The sequence below is a fragment of the Parafrankia colletiae genome, from assembly GCF_001854655.1.
GTDB classification, from domain to species: Bacteria; Actinomycetota; Actinomycetes; order Frankiales; family Frankiaceae; genus Parafrankia; species Parafrankia colletiae.
The window spans coordinates 90386-107435 of record NZ_MBLM01000036.1 but is presented as its reverse complement, the minus strand read 5'-3'; the positions used below and the strand labels follow the sequence as shown (position 1 = coordinate 107435).

At 73.4% G+C, this 17050-nt stretch carries 11 protein-coding genes; 8 read left to right on the top strand and 3 right to left on the bottom strand.

What is annotated here, in order from left to right:
* Nucleotides 1-112 precede the first annotated feature (112 nt).
* Entirely contained in the window at nt 113-538 is a 426-nt protein-coding gene (locus tag CC117_RS06155) for a DUF3040 domain-containing protein (protein WP_071082773.1), read from the top strand.
* A gap of 219 nt (nt 539-757) precedes the next feature.
* On the opposite strand, the gene CC117_RS06150 is transcribed toward CC117_RS06155, so the two are convergent.
* From CC117_RS06150 to CC117_RS06140, 3 genes are read right to left on the bottom strand one after another with little or no spacing between them, the layout of a single operon-like run.
* On the bottom strand, nt 758-3301 hold the full coding sequence (locus tag CC117_RS06150; RefSeq protein WP_071082772.1) for a transglutaminase family protein: 2544 nt from the start codon (nt 3299-3301) through the stop codon (nt 758-760).
* A complete protein-coding gene (locus CC117_RS06145) occupies nt 3295-5109 on the bottom strand; it encodes a DUF58 domain-containing protein (protein WP_071082771.1) in 1815 nt (604 codons plus the stop codon). The genes CC117_RS06150 and CC117_RS06145 overlap by 7 nt, the downstream gene beginning before the upstream one ends.
* 6 nt (nt 5110-5115) lie before the next feature.
* Complete coding sequence (locus tag CC117_RS06140; RefSeq protein WP_071082770.1) at nt 5116-6144, bottom strand: AAA family ATPase; 1029 nt, start codon at nt 6142-6144, stop codon at nt 5116-5118.
* A gap of 507 nt (nt 6145-6651) precedes the next feature.
* Between CC117_RS06140 and mraZ the strand changes: the two genes are divergently transcribed.
* From mraZ to mraY, 7 genes are all read left to right on the top strand, one after another.
* Complete coding sequence (mraZ, locus tag CC117_RS06135) at nt 6652-7083, top strand: division/cell wall cluster transcriptional repressor MraZ (RefSeq protein WP_071082867.1); 432 nt, start codon at nt 6652-6654, stop codon at nt 7081-7083.
* Between the two features lie 238 nt (nt 7084-7321).
* Nucleotides 7322-8305, top strand: coding sequence for a 16S rRNA (cytosine(1402)-N(4))-methyltransferase RsmH (gene rsmH / locus CC117_RS06130; protein WP_071082769.1), 984 nt, complete (start codon nt 7322-7324; stop codon nt 8303-8305).
* Nucleotides 8302-10098, top strand: coding sequence for a hypothetical protein (locus CC117_RS06125; RefSeq protein WP_071082768.1), 1797 nt, complete (start codon nt 8302-8304; stop codon nt 10096-10098). The genes rsmH and CC117_RS06125 overlap by 4 nt, the downstream gene beginning before the upstream one ends.
* Nucleotides 10095-12752, top strand: a complete 2658-nt coding sequence (locus CC117_RS06120) for a peptidoglycan D,D-transpeptidase FtsI family protein (protein WP_071082767.1) — start codon at nt 10095-10097, stop codon at nt 12750-12752. Before CC117_RS06125 ends, CC117_RS06120 begins: the two co-directional genes overlap by 4 nt.
* 136 nt (nt 12753-12888) lie before the next feature.
* Nucleotides 12889-14496 (top strand): UDP-N-acetylmuramoyl-L-alanyl-D-glutamate--2,6-diaminopimelate ligase, encoded by a 1608-nt coding sequence (locus tag CC117_RS06115; protein WP_071082766.1) that lies wholly within the window; start codon nt 12889-12891, stop codon nt 14494-14496.
* On the top strand, nt 14493-15923 hold the full coding sequence (locus CC117_RS06110; RefSeq protein ID WP_071082765.1) for a UDP-N-acetylmuramoyl-tripeptide--D-alanyl-D-alanine ligase: 1431 nt from the start codon (nt 14493-14495) through the stop codon (nt 15921-15923). The genes CC117_RS06115 and CC117_RS06110 overlap by 4 nt, the downstream gene beginning before the upstream one ends.
* A 58-nt stretch (nt 15924-15981) precedes the next feature.
* Complete coding sequence (gene mraY / locus CC117_RS06105) at nt 15982-17049, top strand: phospho-N-acetylmuramoyl-pentapeptide-transferase (RefSeq protein ID WP_071082764.1); 1068 nt, start codon at nt 15982-15984, stop codon at nt 17047-17049.
* Nucleotide 17050: the final 1 nt, after the last annotated feature.

Sequence of the window (17050 nt, the reverse complement as noted above, 5' to 3'; positions counted from 1 at the left end):
GGACCGGCTTGGACACAGCATGACCAGTTGCCTACCGCCTCGGCCCCGCACATGCCTATTCTTGGGTGTCAGGTTCCGTCCGGCGGGCCTGAAGGTCGTGGGAGGAGCGTCGATGCCGCTCTCGGAGAACGAGCAGCGCCTACTGGAGCAGATCGAGCGCGCTCTCGTCGAGGACGATCCGAAGTTCGCGAGTACGGTCCGATCGACCAATCCCCGGACCTACCTGCTCAGGCGGGTCCGGCGCAGCGGGGGGCTGTTCCTCCTCGGTCTCGTGGTCCTCGTCGTGGGCGTGGTCATCAACCAGGGGCCCCTCACGGTGGCCCTCGGGATCCTGGGGTTCGTCACCATGCTCTTCGCCGCCCTGCGCGGCGCGGCGGACCTGCGGAGGATGAGTGGCCGCGGGCAGGAGTCGGGGCGTCGCCCACCCGGGGCGAGGGGCAGGCCGAGCTCTGGTGGGAAGACGCGCCAGTCCCGGTCGTCGTCGTTCATGGAGCGGGTCGAGGAGCGGTGGCGCCGCCGCTGGGAGGACAACTCCTGAGCTGAGCCCCCGGCGCCGGTCCGACGGACGGTGCGTCGGGGGTCCGATCCGTCGGGGGCCCGATCCGCCGGGCTCGATGGGCGTTGTGCTCGCGTACCGGACAATCCGTGGAGCGCTGGAGCGCTGGAGCGCTGGAGCGCTGGAGCGCTGGAGCGCTGGAGCGCGGTTCCGCGCCGTGGTTCCCTGCGGCCGGTCACGGCACCGGCTAGGGCCTAGGACCTAGGACCGCCTTCCGGCGCCGGATTCTGCAGTGGTGCCGCTGAGGGCCAGGTCGTCCTTCGCGGTACCGGAGCGTCGGCGCCGGACCCAGTCGACGACCTGGCGGACCTGGATTCCCTCGATCCGCCGCAGCATGGAAGGCGGGGCGACGAGTGCCAGGGCCCGCTGGCTGCGCGGGGTCACCGACCACAGCACCCGGCGCACCAGTGCCAGATCATTCAGGAGGGACGGATCCGGGGTGTAGGTGCCCGGCGGGGCGTAGCGGGCCTGCTCCTGCGCCGTCGCCAGTCGGATGAGCGCCTCGCTGGCCGCGTTGACCTCGGCGGACCCCTCCTCGGGACCGGCCTCGAGGTAGGTGATCAGCCGCTGCACTCCGGACCGCGGCGAATCGCTCCTGCGCAGCCGGATCCTCAGATCGGCGGCTACGTCGACCAGCTCCGCCCAGGCCGCGTCGACCTGGGCCACCGCCGCCGCATTCATGATCGTTTCTGTGTCCTCCGCGCCCGGTGCGCCCGGCCCGGTGAAGGCGGCGTTCGGCCGAAGAACGCGAGTGGTCCGGCGCCGCCCGGCAGGGGACATCCGACGCTGGCTGACGGGAGACATGCGGCGTCGCCGCAGGATGAGCCGGGTCAGCGCCGGGATGCTGAACAGACTGAGCACGCCGAGCCCCAGCAGGACCCACACGAGCCAGGCCGGGGTGGCCGCGCCCTTCTCGGTGTCCTCCGGTGCCGCCTCCGCCTCCATGGCCGGATCCTGCCCGGCGGCGTCCGGCTCGGCGGGAACCGGCGTCACGACCGGGACCGGAGCGACCTCGGTCTCCACGGCGGGTTCGCTTTCGGCCGAGGCGTCCGGACCAGCGGGCTCGTCGGCTGACGGTGCGTAGGCGGGCGCCGGGGTCGTGCCGTCACCCCGCTTGGTCGGCTCGAACGGGATCCAGCCGAGGGTCGGGAACCAGACCTCGGGCCAGGCGTGGGCCTGCTTGTTCGTGATCAGCCAGGTTCCGTCGGTCTGCAGCATGCCGTGGGTGAAGCCGATCGCCACCCGGGACGGCAGCCCGAGCAGCCGCACCAGGACGGCCATCGCGGAGGCGAACTGCTCGCAGTACCCCCGCCGGCTGGTGAACAGGAAGTCCGCGAGGGCACCTTCCCGCACGGTGGGCGCACCGCTCAGGTCATAGGTGAAGTCCGGCCCGCGCAGGAAGTTCTGGATCTCGACGACCTTGTCGTAGTCCGAGTCGATGCCCTCGGTGATGTCGGCGAGCAGCCCGGGTAGCCGCGAGTCGAGGGACGCCGGCAGCGCGGTGACGACGTCCATCGAGGCGGGCAGGGGCCCGCGGGCCGCGCTGATCTGCTCGGGTGTCGGGGCGGGGATCTGCGCGTGGACGGTGTAGTTCTGGCCGGAGGTGGACGTGCGGGTGGAGAAGACGGTGCCGGTCGGGCTGGCAAGCCGCCAGTCGCCCTCCAGGCCGGTGAAACTGGTGGGGATGCCCGGGACGGGCAGGTACCGCTCCGCCATCTCGCGGCTGACGGACACCTCGGTGACCGCCGGGATGGTCCGGATGTCCTCCTCGGGGCCGGGCAGGGTTCGGTCCACCCGGGCGTCCTTGGTCGCGTTCAGCGCCCGCAGGGTGAAGCGCTGACCGTCGAAGTTCTCCAGCGCGGTGAGCCGCAGGTTCTGCGGGGTCGCGGTGGTCACCCGCAGCAGCGGCAGGTCGCGCTCGTCGTGGATCTGCTGGAACAGGGAGACGATCGGCTGGATGACGCTCGCGGAGTTGCGCCCCGAGCCGGAACCGGACCCGCCGTTCGCGGAGATCACGCCCTTGCCATCCAACGACGGCAGCACCAGGGGGAGCAGGGACGCGATGACCAGGGACCCGGCGGCGATCTGGACGCCGAGTGCGGCGAGGCCGCTGCTGATAGCCCTGGTGGGGCGGTCGCCCACCGGACGGCCCCATCTGGTCACCATCCGCCGGCCGTCCAGGAGCATCAGCGCCACGAAACCGACGGAGCCGAGGATGAACGGCAGCGTGCCCACACCCGCGGGGAGGACAGTGGCCGGGACGAGGAACACGGCGAGCAGCGGGATACCGGCCAGGGCCGGCCGGTCCGCGACGACGACGAGCAGGTCGACGGCCATGGCGACGATGTAGGTGGCCACCAGCACCAGGACGACCAGACCAGGGCGTTCCGGGACGGGTACCGCGAGCTCCCGCACCTCGTTCATGGTCGGGTCGACGAGATCGGCCAGCGCCGTCGCCGTGCCCGGGGTGGGGATCACACCGAGGATGGCGGTGTCCCGGGCGCCGACCGCTGTCACGGCCACCGCCAGACCGATCAGGCTCGTGCTGAAGCCGGTGAGCGCCGGCAGGCGGAGGCTCCGGCCGATCAGGCGGCCCAGCACCGCCGTTCCGACGGCCACCACTGTCGCGATCAGCACCGGCCGGAACCACCAGAGGATTCCCTCGAACAGCGGCGCCAGCGCCGTGCTGGCCAGCAGGCAGGCCAGCCCGCCGAGTGCCGCCGCGACCGGGCGGGGGCTCAGCATCCCCTGCCCGCGGGCGCGGTCGGGCCGCCGGTGGCGGTCGCGGGTGCGGGCGGCTCGTGCGGCGAGCCGGGGCGGTAGAGCGGACCGGTCGGGGCCGGCTGTGACGGCGGGGTCCGCTGTTCCGGACTGGCGGGCCGTGTGGCGCGGCGGGCCCGTCGCCCGCCCTTGTCCGCGGGTCCCGCTCCGGCCCCGTTCGCTCCGGCCCCGTTCGCTCCGGCCCCGTTCGCTCCGGCCCCGTTCGCTCCGGCCCCGTTCGCGCCGGAACCCCTTCCGCTGGAACCGTTCGGGCTGGTGCCGTTCACGGAGCCGCCGTCGCGAGGGATCCCGGCGGTGGAACCGGCTGACCTGGCCCGGCTCGACGCGTCTGTCGGAGCTGCTCCGGCCCAGGCCGCCGCGGCCGGGCCGGAGCTGCCGTGCCTCGGGGGCTCCGGCGCGGCAGCGGCGGCCGAGGGCACGCGGGTTGCCCGGCTCGCGCCGCTCACGCCCGCGTCATCGATGCCGCGTGTGCCGGGACGATGCGTGCCGGCACGTTGTGCGCCGGGGCTGCCGAGGTGGTGCTGCCCGTTGGCCGCGCCCGGCCGGAAGATCGCGGGCCAGGTGTCCGCGAGGCGGGTGGTGCGGTCGGCGACCAGGACCGTCCAGCCGTGCCTGGACAGCAGGCTTCGGGACAGCTCGATGTCGGAGCTGACCGCGGGGTCGTCCGCACCGTCCCCGTAGGCGGTGTCGACCAGGACGGCGATGGCGGGCGCGTTCCGCGGCCGCGCGCCGGCGACGAGGGAGGCCGTCGCCTGGTCGGTGCGGCCGAGGACCGCGACGACCAGGCCGGAGTGCTCCGCGGACCGCAGCAGGGACAGCGCCGGGTTCAGCGCCGTCACCGGAGCCGGCATGATCACCGCGAGCTGGTCGAGCAGCGCACCGACGGCGTTGCCGGGCCCGGTCGCGGCGACCCGGGAGTCGGTGATCAGCCGGACGCCGTAGCCACTGCGCGCGAGGTTCACCGCGATGGAGCCGGCGGCGCTGACCGCCCGGGAGAACGGGTCGTCCGGGTGGTCGCTCTGGGGCCAGGCCCCGGCCCGGGTGTCGAGGAGTACGGCGGCGGCGCCGGTGAGTGGCCGCTCGTCGCGGCGCACCACGAGCTCGCCGAGCCGAGCCGTGTTCTTCCAGTGCACCTTGCGTAGATCGTCGCCGGAGCGGTAGGGCCTGGTACTGGACTCCTCGTCGCCGATCCTGGCCGTGGCGCGGCGCACCTTGTTGTTCAGGGCTGACAGCCCGACGGGGGGCACCAGGGGCAGGCGTTCCAGCGCGGGCGCGACGGTGAGGTCGTCCTTGCTGCGGAAGCTGCGCTCCAGCTCGCACAGGCCGAACGGGTCGGTGAGCCGGATCGTCAGCGGGCCGACCTGGTAGCGGCCGCGGGTCTCGGCACGCATGGAGTACGACAGGTCGCGGGAGCCGCCCGGCTCGATCCGGTCGACCACGAAGCGGGCCCGGTGGCCGAGGTGGGGGGTGACGTCCTCGACGCGCAGCACGGACGACCGCAGCCGGGAGACGTTGTCGAGCCTGATCCRCACCGAGACCGTGTCACCGGCGGTCACCCGGCCGGGCTCCAGCCGGCGGGTACAGGCCAGCCGGTAGCGCGTCCGCGCGACAGTGGCGGCCGCCAGCAGAGGCAGCCCGGCGAGCAGGAGGGCCACGGCGATCAGGTCCTGTTCGCCGATCACGACGGCCGCAGCCACGCTGGCGCCGCCGGCGGCGAGGAACGCGCAGCCCCGCACCGTCAGCCCGCGCACCGCGGAGAGATAGTCGCGCACGTGTTTCTAACGCCCGCGGCGGGTCGGGCGTGCCGAGGCCGACCGGGCGACCGGCACCCGCGCGATCAGATCTGACACGATCCGCGCGGCGATGTCGTTCGTCGGCTCGCCTGACAACGTGATCTCGGGATGGAGTAGCAGCCGGTGCGAGAGGACGTCGCTGGCCAACGCCTGGACGTCGTCCGGGAGCACGTAGCCGCGCCGGTCCATGGCGGCGCGGGCTCGAGCGGTGCGAATGAGGTGCAGCGCCGCCCGGGGCGAAGCGCCAAGTGTGATCTCCGGGTGTCTCCGGGTGGCACCGACCAGGTCGACGATGTACTGCCGAACCTCGTCCGAGACGTGCACGGCGCGGACCACCCGGGCCAGCTTCGCCACCTCGGCGGCGTTGGTCACGGGCACGACGCCGGTCAGCGGGTCGGAGCGCCCGTGGTTGTCGAGCATCGCCAGCTCGGCGGTGGGCGACGGGTAGCCCATCGAGACCCGGGCGATGAAGCGGTCGCGCTGCGCCTCCGGCAGGGCGCGGGTACCGTCCATCTCGATCGGGTTCTGGGTGGCGATCACCATGAACGGTGCCTCGAGGCGGTAGGTGACCCCGTCCACCGTGACCTGGTGCTCCTCCATGCACTCCAGGAGCGCCGACTGGGCCTTAGGTTCCGCCCGGTTGATCTCGTCGCCGACGACGATGTTGGCGAACACCGGGCCGGGCCGGAACTCGAAGTCGCGGGTGCCCTGGTTGTAGACGCTCACCCCGGTGACGTCGCTGGGCAGCAGGTCCGGCGTGAACTGGATCCGGCGGACCCGGGCGTCGATCGACCGGGCGAGCGCCTTGGCCAGCATCGTCTTGCCGACACCGGGCACGTCCTCGATCAGGAGGTGGCCCTCGGCGAACAGCACGACCAGAGCGGTGTTGATCACGTCTGACTTGCCGTCGATCACGGTCTCCGCCGAGCGCCGGATGCGATCGGCCACCTCGTAGAGATGGTCGATGTCGGCCGCGGGGGCATGCCAGTGCAGAACTCCCGGCTCCGTCGCCACGGTGTCGGCCTCCTCTGGATCTCTCGTCCCGGTCGCCGCCCCGTTACGGGGATGTTGTCCCGTGGCGTCCCTGCTCGTCTCCCGGGGGTCCCGGAGCCGTCTGGACATGATCGCGACGCGCCGTGCTGCCCCTTCAGTGTGACATCCGTTCGGGGGCGGCCGGAGGGGCTGGCTGTCGATCGTCTCCGACAGAGGGGTGGACAGGGGAGGGCTGATGCTCCCGGACGGTGCCAGGATGCGCATTCACGGCATTTGTCGGACGCGTTCTGTCGTCTATCAATCATCTTTCGGCCGCTTTATACCACCTTCGGATCGATGGCCAGGGCTGGAGCCGGTCCGGAGTGGGGCGGGTGGGGTGGAGCGGGGTGTCGTGGGGGTGTGAGGTGGGGGGGAGTGGAGTAGAGTGGCGCGCAGTGGGGGAGGGGAGCTTGCGGGTAGCCGTCGCCTGGTGAACCGGCCGTTGTCTGGTTGCCGTGGCACGTCGTCGGGCCTGGCGGGGAGGTGCCGGTGTTTCTCGGCAGCCACACGCCCAGGCTGGACGACAAAGGGCGGCTGACCCTGCCGGCGAAGTTCCGGGAAGAGCTGGAGGGGGGGCTTGTGATCACGAAGGGGCAGGAGCGTTGTCTCTACGTGTTCCCCCTGGCAGAGTTCACGCGGATCAGTGAGTCCCTCCGTACCGCTCCGGTCACGGCAAAGGCGCTTCGTGACTACAGCCGTGTCTTCTTCTCCTCGGCGTCGGATGACGTTCCCGACCGGCAGGGGCGGATCACCATACCGCCGCCACTGCGCACCTACGCGGGTCTGGCTCGCGAATGTGTGGTGAACGGAGCCAACACCCGGGTCGAGATCTGGGATTCCGGACGCTGGGAGACCTATCTGGCGGACCAGGAGGAGACCTTCGCCGAGCTGTCGGAGGAGGTTCTGCCCGGGGTCATCTGAGTTTTCGCAGGCACCATGTGATCATCTGGTCGTCTGTCGAGGTCTCCCCCCGCTCCCACCGGACGCCACTTCCCCGGCGTCCGGCGGACTGAGCGGGGCGGGACCTGGGCGTACGACCTGACCGGCCGTTCTCGTCCCGATGGTCGCTCAGCGCGCCATCGGCGGCGCCCCCCGTCACTGAACCGGTAGGCAGGTTCGGGGGAAGTTCCAGATTCGACAAACGGCCGAGGGGTTGGCAGTGGACGTCACGCATACGCCGGTGCTCATCGAGCGGGTCGTCGACCTGCTCGCGCCGGCGCTGCGACGTCCGGGCGCGGTGGTGGTGGACGCGACCGTCGGGCTGGGTGGCCATTCCCTTGCACTGCTGGAGGCTTTTCCGCACGTCCGCCTGATCGGTCTCGACCGTGACACCCGAGCCCTGGAACACAGCCGGCTACGCCTGACCGGGCTCGGCGCGCGGGTCGACCTCGAGCACGCCGTCTACGACCGGCTGCCCGACGTACTGGAACGGCTCGGGGTGCCCGCGGTCGACGGGATTCTCTTCGACCTGGGCGTCTCCTCCATGCAGCTCGACCTGGACGAGCGCGGCTTCGCCTACTCCCGTGACGCGCCCCTGGACATGCGGATGGACCAGGAGCGCGGTCCCACCGCAGCCGACGTCCTCAACACCTACGACGTCAACGCGCTGACCCGTGTGCTGCGGGACTACGGGGAGGAACGCTTCGCCCGCCGGATCGCGCAGGCGGTGGTGACCCAGCGGCAGGCCGCACCCTTCACCACCTCCGCGCGGCTGGTGGACCTGATCCGCGATGCCATCCCCGCGGCTGCCCGCCGCACCGGCGGCAACCCGGCGAAGCGCACCTTCCAGGCGCTGCGGATCGAGGTGAACGCGGAGCTGGAGGTGCTCGGGCGGGCGGTGCCCGCCGCCTTCGACGCGCTCGCCGTGGCGGGCCGGATCGTCGTCCTGTCCTACCACTCGCTGGAGGACCGTCTGGTGAAGCGGGCACTGGGTCCGCGGGCGGCCCCGTCCGTGCCGCCGGACATGCCGATAGTGCCCGAGGACGCCCAGCCGACCCTGCGGTGGTTGACCCGCGGCGCCGAGGCGGCGTCCGAGCAGGAGATCGAACAGAACGCGCGCGCCGGATCCGTCCGGCTGCGCGCTGCGGAACGCACTGCGGCCGAGCCGGGCCGCACCCAGCATCCGACCGGAGGTGTCCGATGACCGCTCCCGCGCAGCCGCTGCCTCGCGGTCACGGCCGCCCGGCTCATCGGGTGGCCGGCTCCGGCGGCCACGGGATGGACCGCAGCGCCGCGCCGTTCCATGGCGCCGAGTACGCGCACGACAGCACCGCGTATGACCATGCGGTGTACGAGGCGGCGTATGACAGCACCGCGTACCCCGACGGTGCATACCCCGACGCCGGGTATGCCGACGCCGCGTACCCCGATGCCCCGTACTCCGATGCCCCGTACCCCAATGCCGCCTATGACGGTGCCGGCTACGAAGGCGCTGCTTACGCCGACGCCGGGTACGAGAGCGCCGGGTACGACGATGCCGCGCAGGGCGGCACAGCCCATCGCGGCGCCGGGTACGAGGGTGCCGTTCATGCCGGTTCCGCATACGAGGGTGCCGGGTATGCCGGCGTCGGGTTTGCCGGCGGCGCGGACGGCGCCGCATATGGCGAGGTGGGATACGCCGAGAGCGGCGACGAAATGCCCGGCACCACGAACACGGCCGGCGAGGCGGCGGAATACCCGCCCGCCGGTTCCGAGGTCGCTGTTCACGACATCGGTGCAAACGAGGATGCCCATTTCGGATACGCCGGTTCTGAAACGGCGGATTTCGCCGGCGCCGGCTTCGAGGCGACCGGGTATGTCGACGAGGTAACCGCCGGGTATGTCGGCACTGCTACGGCCGTGTATCAGGCCGGTGTTTCCCGTGCCACCGTGTCGGCCCGCGAGGCCAGTTCCGGCCAGGCCCACGAAGACGCGTTTGGGGGAACCCGCGAGCGGGTAACGGCGGGCGCCGGCGCGGCTTCTCGGGCGGCTGCCGCGGCGGCGCGTGGCTCCTCGTCCGGGCGGTCGGGAACGGCGACCCGGACGGACACCGCACGGTCGCGCGCGGCCCGTTCCAACACGGGCCGTTCCGACCCGCCCCGTTCCGACGCTGCGCGTTCCGCCGCCCCGCGGACCGGCACGGGTCGGTCCGCGACCACGGCGCGGCAGAGCACGGCCCGGCAGACCACGGCGCGGACGGGCACGGGTCGGGCGACGGTGCCGCGGCCTGGCGGCGGGCGGCTCTCCGCGGCGATGGCGGTCGGCACGACCACGATGCCGCTGCTGGACTCGCCGCTGCGGCGCCCCGCCCGGCCGCGTCTCGTGCCGCTGCGGGTGCCGCGGTCGACCGCGCCCCGTGGCCCGTTCGTGGCCCTGCTGCTGGTGCTGATGGGTGCCGGCCTGCTGGCGCTGCTTCTGCTGAACACCGCGCTGATGGAGAACGCCTTCCGCGTGAACCGGCTGGAGCGGGATGCCGTCACGCTCAGCAGCCAGGAGAAGGAACTGTCGCTTCAGCTGGACGAGCAGGCCGACCCCGGTCAGCTCGCCGCCCGCGCCAGCCAGCTCGGGATGGTCCCCGGCGGGATGCCCGAGTACCTGCCGCCGGGTGCGCCGCTGCCGCCGGGGGCGCGTGTTCTCACCCGGGAGGAAGGCGGTGGCATGCTGCTGGTAGTCGTCCCCCCGCCGGCGGCGCCCGCCAGCGGAACGGTGCCCGAGGGCACGTCGCCGGCCGGCGACGGGACGGCCCCCGAGGACGACCCGGCAGCCGAAGCCCAGCCCCAGACCCAGGCACAGCCCCAGGGTCAGCCTGCGCCGGGCGAGCAGACCGCCGGCGACGGCCAGACCGCCGGCGGTCAGACGTCCGCCGGTGGCGAGGGTGCCGCTGGCGGCGGAGCGACGGCGGGCGGTGGATCTCAGGACGGCGTCCGGACTGACGGAGAGGCGGTAGCTGGTCAGTGAGTTCGACGGGCCGGGGGCCGGCGGCCGGCCGTGGACGTTCCCGACTGCGCCTGGTCACCGGCCCGCCCTCGGGGTCTCCGGACCCGCGGTCCGGTGGTGACGACCTGCTTGACCCGTCCGTCCGGAGGTTCTCCGGCCGCGACCCGGAACGCGGGCCCGAGCGGGCGACGCCCGGCCGGCGGCCCGCGCCACGCGGCTCCGGCGCTCCGCCGGCCCGCCGGGAACCGCCGCGCCGCCGGCCCGAGCCCGACGGCCATGATCCGGACACGGAGTACTGGTACGCCGAGGGCCGGGAGGCCCACGAGGCTGTCGTCGAGGAGTACGTCGACGACCCCCAGGGCGACCTCGACGCACCCTCCAGCCGCCGATCCGGAACCGGGCCCACCGCGCGCGAGCGCCGGACCGGCGCGGGCCGGACCGGCGCCACGGGCCGGACCGGAGCAGGTACGGCCAGGTCCGGCCGCACCGGCGCCGGTCAGCCCGGGTCCAGTCGGACCAGAGCCGGCCGGGCGGCAGAGGGACGGGACGTCGCGGACAGGACCGCGGCGGGCCGTGGGGCGCGTCCCACGGCGCCACGTGGTGGAACGTCACGCGGTGCCACCGCGAACCCCCGTAGCGACACCTCCCGCACCTCCCGCGCGACTCCCCACGGCGCGACACCGCGGGTTGGCACCGCCCGCGGTGGTACTACCGCCCGCACTGGCACGACTCGCGGTGGTACCGCCCGTGCCGGGGCGCAGCGCGGCACGGGCGTTGCACGCAACCCGACCCGCGGAACCGCGAGCCGGGCGGAACCGGTACGGGTTCATCCGGCCCGCCGGGCCCAGCCGGCGCGCGGGGGGCCGCCGCGGGCACGGGCCGGCGCGGCGCGGCGCGGTCTGGGCGGGGCGGCGGCGCGCACACCGCGGCCGTTCGTCCTCGCGAGCCCCCGCCGCCGGGTGCGGGTCGCCGTCGTCCTGATGGTGGCCGTGCTGGTCGTGATCGCCGCTCGGCTCGCGCAGCTGCAGGGCTTCGCCTCATCCACCTATGCCGAGCAGGCCGAGCAGCAGCGGCTGCGCAAGTCCGTGCTGCCGGCGGACCGAGGCATGATCACCGACCGGCACGGCGATCGCCTCGCGCAGGACATCGAGCAGCGGGCGGTCTACGCCGACCCGCTGCTGATGACCCCCGGCCAGATCAGCGATGCCGCGCGCCGGCTGGCCCCGGTACTCGGGAAGTCCGAGAACGAGCTGCGTTCGTCGATGACGTCCAACGRGAAGGCGCGCTTCGTCTACCTGGGCCGGGGCCTGGACCGGTCGGTGGGCGACGAGGTGACCGAACTCGATCTGCACGGCATCGGGGTTCTGGAGGAGCGGGGCCGCTGGTACTCCCTGCGGACGCTCGGTGCCAACTTCGTCGGCTTCACCAACTACGGGGACAACGACGCGATCGTGGGCCGCGCCGGGCTGGAGCTGGCCTACGACAGCGTGCTGCGCGGCACGGACGGCCGGCGCCAGATCGAGGCCGACCCGTCCGGCCGGGAGATCCCCTCGGCGCAGAGCATGGAGAAGGAGCCGCTCGACGGCTCGACGCTGCGGCTGACCATCGACAACGACATCCAGTGGCAGGCACAGAGAGAGCTCGCGGAGGCGGTCCGCACCTCCGAGGCCGACGGCGGGACCATCGTGGTGATGAAGCCGAGGACCGGCGAGCTGCTGGCGATGGCCGACGCCCCGCAGTTCGACCCGAACAACATCACCGAACGGGACATGGACGCGATCGGGAACCGCTCCACCGGGCAGGCGTTCGAGCCCGGCAGCGTCAACAAGGTCATCACGATGGCCGCGGCGCTCGACCGGGGCCTGATCGACGCGATGACGCCGATCACGGTGCCGCCGTCCATCGAACGCGGCCGGTACACCATCACCGACTCGGAGAAGCACGGGACCGAGCACCTCACCGCGGCCGGGGTGCTCGCGCGCTCCAGCAACATCGGCACGGTGCTGGTGGCGGAGAAGGTCGGGAAGCAGCCGCTCGAGGAGATGATGCGGGCGTTCGGGCTCGGTGCGGTCACCGAGCTCGACTTCCCGGGCGAGACGGCGGGCGCCCTGACCTCGGCCTCGCAGTGGTCCGAGAGCCAGGCGGCGACCATCGCCTACGGCCAGGGGATGTCGGCCACCGCCCTGCAGATGGCCTCGGTGTACGCCACGGTGGCCAACGGCGGCATGCGTGTCGCCCCCCGGCTGGTGGACGCCGTCATCAAGCCGGACGGGGAGGTCCAGGAGACCTCGCACGCGCCCGAACGGCGGGTGGTCTCGCCGGAGACGGCGGCCACACTGACCCGCATGCTCGAGGCGGTCGCGACGGAGGAGGGCACCGCCCCGCTCGCCGAGGTCGCCGGGTACCGGGTGGCCGGCAAGACCGGTACCGCCACGCGGTACGACCCGGTCAGCCACCGCTACGACGGGTACGTGTCGTCCTTCGTCGGCTTCGCGCCGGCGGACGACCCGCAGGTCGTGGTCGAGGTCGTCCTGGACAACCCGCGTACGGTCTACTACGGCGGGCAGGTCGCCGCGCCGGTCTTCGCCGAGGTGATGAAGTTCGCCCTCACCACCCTGGGCGTGCCGCCGCCGGGGACGCGGCCGGACCAGCTGGACCTCGACCTGGACCGCTGAGTGCCCCGCAGGCCACGAGGCGCGGCGCCCGGTTCGGGGCAGGCTGTCCGGAGACGGCCAGATCATCCCGGTGGACCGGCGGCGTCGACGACGCCCGTGCGGATCCCCCGACCTGCCTCCCACTAAGGTCGTCTCCGTGACCACCCCGGCACTACGTCCGGCAGCCCACTCGCCGCGGTCGCTCAGCGAGCTGCCTGGTGTCCTGCGCCCCAGCCCAGTCGCTGTCGCGGCCGGCCTGCCTGGCCCGTCCAGCATCTCCAGCCCGTCGGGCCCGGCCGACCCGGCCGCCCTGGCGAGCCTGTCCGTCCTGCTCAGCGGCGTCACCCACGACTCCCGTGCGGTGCTGCCCGGTGACCTGTACGCGGCCCTGCCCGGCGCGCACGCGCACGGCGCGGACTTCGCCCAGGCCGCCGTGGCGGCCGGCGCCGTCGCCGTGCTGACCGACCCGGCGGGCGCGGCCCGGCTGGCGGGCCGCGGCCTCGGTGTGCCGGTGCTCGCCACCGACGACCCGCGCCGTGACCTGGCGCCGGTCGCCGCCTGGGTCTACGGCCGGCCCTCTGACACCCTGACGCTCCTCGGGGTCACCGGCACGAACGGCAAGACCACCACCGCCTTCCTGCTGGAGGCGGGCCTGCGCGCCGCCGGCCACACCACCGGCCTGCTCGGCACGGTGCAGACCCGCATCGCCGGGGCGGCGGTTCCGGCGGTGCGCACCACCCCCGAGTCGCCGGACCTGCAGGCCCTGCTCGCGACGATGGTCGAGCGCGGGGTGACCGCGGCGGCGATGGAGGTCTCCAGCCACGCCCTGGCCCAGCACCGGGTCGACGCGCTGCGCTTCGCCGGCGCGGCGTTCACGAACCTCAGCCAGGACCATCTCGACTTCCATCCGACGATGGAGGACTACTTCGCCGCGAAGGCGGCGCTGTTCGACTCCGACCGCAGCGCGGCCGCCGTGATCTGCGTCGACGACGAGTGGGGGCGCCGGCTGGCCGGCCTGCGCCCCGACGCGCAGACCTGTTCGGTCGCCGGCAACCAGGCCGACTGGTGGCCCGAGGACGTCGTCGCCGGCCCGGCCGGCACGGTGTTCCGCGCTCTCGGTCCGGACGGCGCGAAGGCGGACGTCTCGGTGGCCCTGCCCGGCCGGTTCAACGCGGCGAACGCGCTGACCGCGCTGGCGCTGCTGAGCGCCACCGGTGTCCCGCTGGAGGCCGCCGCCGAGGGGATCTCGGCGCTGACCGGTGTCCCCGGCCGGATGGAGCGGGTGGACGGCGGCCAGCCGTTCCTCGCCCTCGTCGACTACGCGCACACCCCCGACGCGGTCGCCACCCTGCTGGCCGCGGTGCGGCCGCTGGTGACCGGGCGGGTCATCATCGTCCTCGGCTGCGGCGGGGACCGTGACCGTGCCAAGCGGCCACTGATGGGCGCTGCCGCCGCCCGGCTCGCGGACCTGTCGGTCTTCACCAACGACAACCCGCGGTCCGAGGACCCGGCGCTGATCCTCGACCAGATCGTCGCCGGCGCCCGCGGCGTGCCCGCCGGTGCCGGCGGCGGGCCCGGTCGGTTCGTCGTGGAGCCCGACCGGGCGGCGGCGATCGCGCTGGCCGTCGCCGAGGCCGGGCCGGCCGACGCCGTCGTGGTCGCCGGCAAGGGCCACGAGAGCGGGCAGAACGTCGCCGGTGTGGTGACCCCGTTCGACGACCGCGAGGTGCTGGGCGCCGTGCTGCGGTCGGCGGCCGGCAGATGATCACACTGAGCCTGGCGGACGTCGCCGCGGCGACCGGCGGCCGGCTCGCCGGCGGCGCGGACCCGGCGGCCCCGGTCACCGGCGTGGTGATCGACTCCCGCCACGTCGTGCCGGGCGCCCTGTTCGTCGCCCTGCCCGGCGAGCGGGTCGACGGGCACGACTTCGCCGCCGCCGCGCAGGGAGCGGGCGCCGTGGCGGTGCTGGCCGTCCGGGAGACGGGCGTGCCCGCGGTCGTCGTCGCCGACCCGGCGGCGGCGCTGGCGGCGCTCGCGTCCCGGGTGCGTGACCTCGCGCCGGCCACCGTCATCGGCGTGACCGGCTCGGCGGGCAAGACGACCACCAAGGACCTGCTGGCCGACCTGCTGGCCGGCCTCGGCCCGACGGTCGCGGCCGAGGGCTCGTTCAACAACGAGATCGGCCTGCCGCTGACCATGCTGCGCACCGAGGCCGACACGCGCTTCGTGGTGCTGGAGATGGGCGCCCGCGGCATCGGGCACATCGCCGCGCTGTGCGCGCTGGCCCGTCCGCATGTCGGGCTGGTGCTCAATGTCGGGTCGGCGCACGTCGGCGAGTACGCCGACGGCCGGCGTGGCATCGCGGTGGCGAAGGGGGAGCTGGCGGAGGCGGCCGGCACCCTGGTCGTGCTCAACGCGGACGATCCGCTCGTCGCACCGATGGCGGCCCGCGCCCGCGCCGCGGTGGTCACGTTCGGGACCGGCGCCGGGGCGGACGTCCGCGCCGGGCAGACCGAGGTGGACGGAACCGGGCGGGCCGCGTTCGACCTGCTCGCCGGTGGTGAGCGCCACCGCGTGCGGCTGGGCCTCGTCGGCGCGCACCAGGTCCCGAACGCGCTGGCCGCCGCGGCGGTGGCGATCGGCCTCGGCCTCGCGCCGGCGGACGCGGCGGCGGCCCTGGAACGGGCCCGCCCGCGCAGCCGGTGGCGGATGGAGGTGACGACCACGCCGGACGGTGTGGTCGTGCTGAACGACGCCTACAACGCGAACCCGGAGTCGATGCGGGCGGCGCTGACCGCCCTCCTCGACATTCGCAGCGGGGGTCGCGCGTGGGCGGTGCTGGGCCCGATGGGCGAGCTGGGTGCCGTGGCGGACGAGGCGCACCGCGCCCTCGGGAGCCTCGTCGCCGAGCTCGGTGTGCCGCGGCTGGTCGCGGTCGGGCCCGGAGCGCGGGGGGTGCACGATGCCGCTGACGGAACAGCCGGCTGGCGGGGGGAGTCGGCCTGGGTGCCCGGCGTCGAGGAGGCGGTGGCCCATCTGGCCGGGCGGGTCCGCAGCGGTGATGTCGTTCTGGTGAAGGCGAGCCGGTCGTTCGGGCTCGAAAGGGTGGCCGCGGGTCTCGCCGCGGGTGGTGGTGCCGGCCGTGAGGGCCGGCGGGACGGCGTCCCGGGCGCCGCGATCGAGGGGACCTAGTACACGTGGAACACGGTGGGACACTCCGGCGAACCTGGCACGCGCGGGTGACGCTCGGGTGAGAGGCGTTCTCTTCGCCGCACTGGTCGCGCTGGTCATCTCCCTGCTGGGCACCCCGTCGGTGATCCGTTTCTTCCGGCGGCAGGGCTACGGGCAGGAGATCCGCGAGGACGGCCCGTCGAGCCACCTGACCAAGCGCGGGACGCCCACGATGGGCGGCACCGTCATCATCCTCGCCACGCTGGCCGGCTATTTCGTCTCGCACCTGGTGACCGGGATCGGGTTCACCGCCTCCGGGCTGCTGGTGCTGATGGTGATGACCGGCCTGGGCCTGGTGGGCTTCCTGGACGACTACATCAAGATCCGCAAACAGCGCAGCCTCGGGCTGACCGCGCGGACGAAGTTCGCCGGCCAGGCCGCCGTCGCGCTGGCCTTCGGCCTGCTGGCCGTGCGGTTCAAGAACGACGCGGGGCTGCTGCCCGGCTCGACGTTCATCTCGGTGGTGCGCGACACCGGGTTCTCGATCGGGCTGATCGGCTTCCCGCTGCTGGCCTGGATCATCATCGCCGCGACCTCGAACGCGGTGAACCTGACCGACGGCCTGGACGGGCTGGCGGCCGGGACCTCGGCGATGGTGTTCGGTGCCTACGTCGTGATCTCGTTCTGGCAGTTCGGCAACGTCTGCGAGGCCGGGGCCCTGACGGAGGGCTGCTACTACGTCCGCGACCCGCTCGACGTCGCGCTGGTCTCCGCCGCCGCGATGGGGGCCTGTTTCGGCTTCCTGTGGTGGAACGCCAGCCCAGCGAAGATCTTCATGGGTGACACCGGCTCCCTCGCGCTTGGCGGAGCCTTCGCCAGCATCGCCATCGTCAGCCGGACCGAGCTGCTGCTGTTCGTGCTCGGTGGCCTGTTCGTGATCGAGACCCTGTCGGTGATGATCCAGGTGGCGTTCTTCAAGGCGACCAGACGGCGGGTGTTCAACATGGCGCCCATCCACCATCACTTCGAACTCGCCGAATGGCCCGAGACGACGGTGATCATCAGGTTCTGGATCGTCTCGGGCCTGGCCGTCGCGTTCGGGCTGGGCCTGTTCTACGCCGAGTATCTCTCCCATGGGGGCGGTTGAC

What these genes read in the sequence shown, in the direction of transcription:
- CC117_RS06155 (WP_071082773.1), top strand. Translation starts at nt 113, where the DNA reads ATGCCGCTCTCGGAGAACGAGCAGCGCCTACTGGAGCAGATCGAGCGC.
- CC117_RS06150 (WP_071082772.1), bottom strand. Translation starts at nt 3,301, where the DNA reads ATGCTGAGCCCCCGCCCGGTCGCGGCGGCACTCGGCGGGCTGGCCTGC.
- CC117_RS06125 (WP_071082768.1), top strand. Translation starts at nt 8,302, where the DNA reads ATGACCGCTCCCGCGCAGCCGCTGCCTCGCGGTCACGGCCGCCCGGCT.
- CC117_RS06110 (WP_071082765.1), top strand. Translation starts at nt 14,493, where the DNA reads ATGATCACACTGAGCCTGGCGGACGTCGCCGCGGCGACCGGCGGCCGG.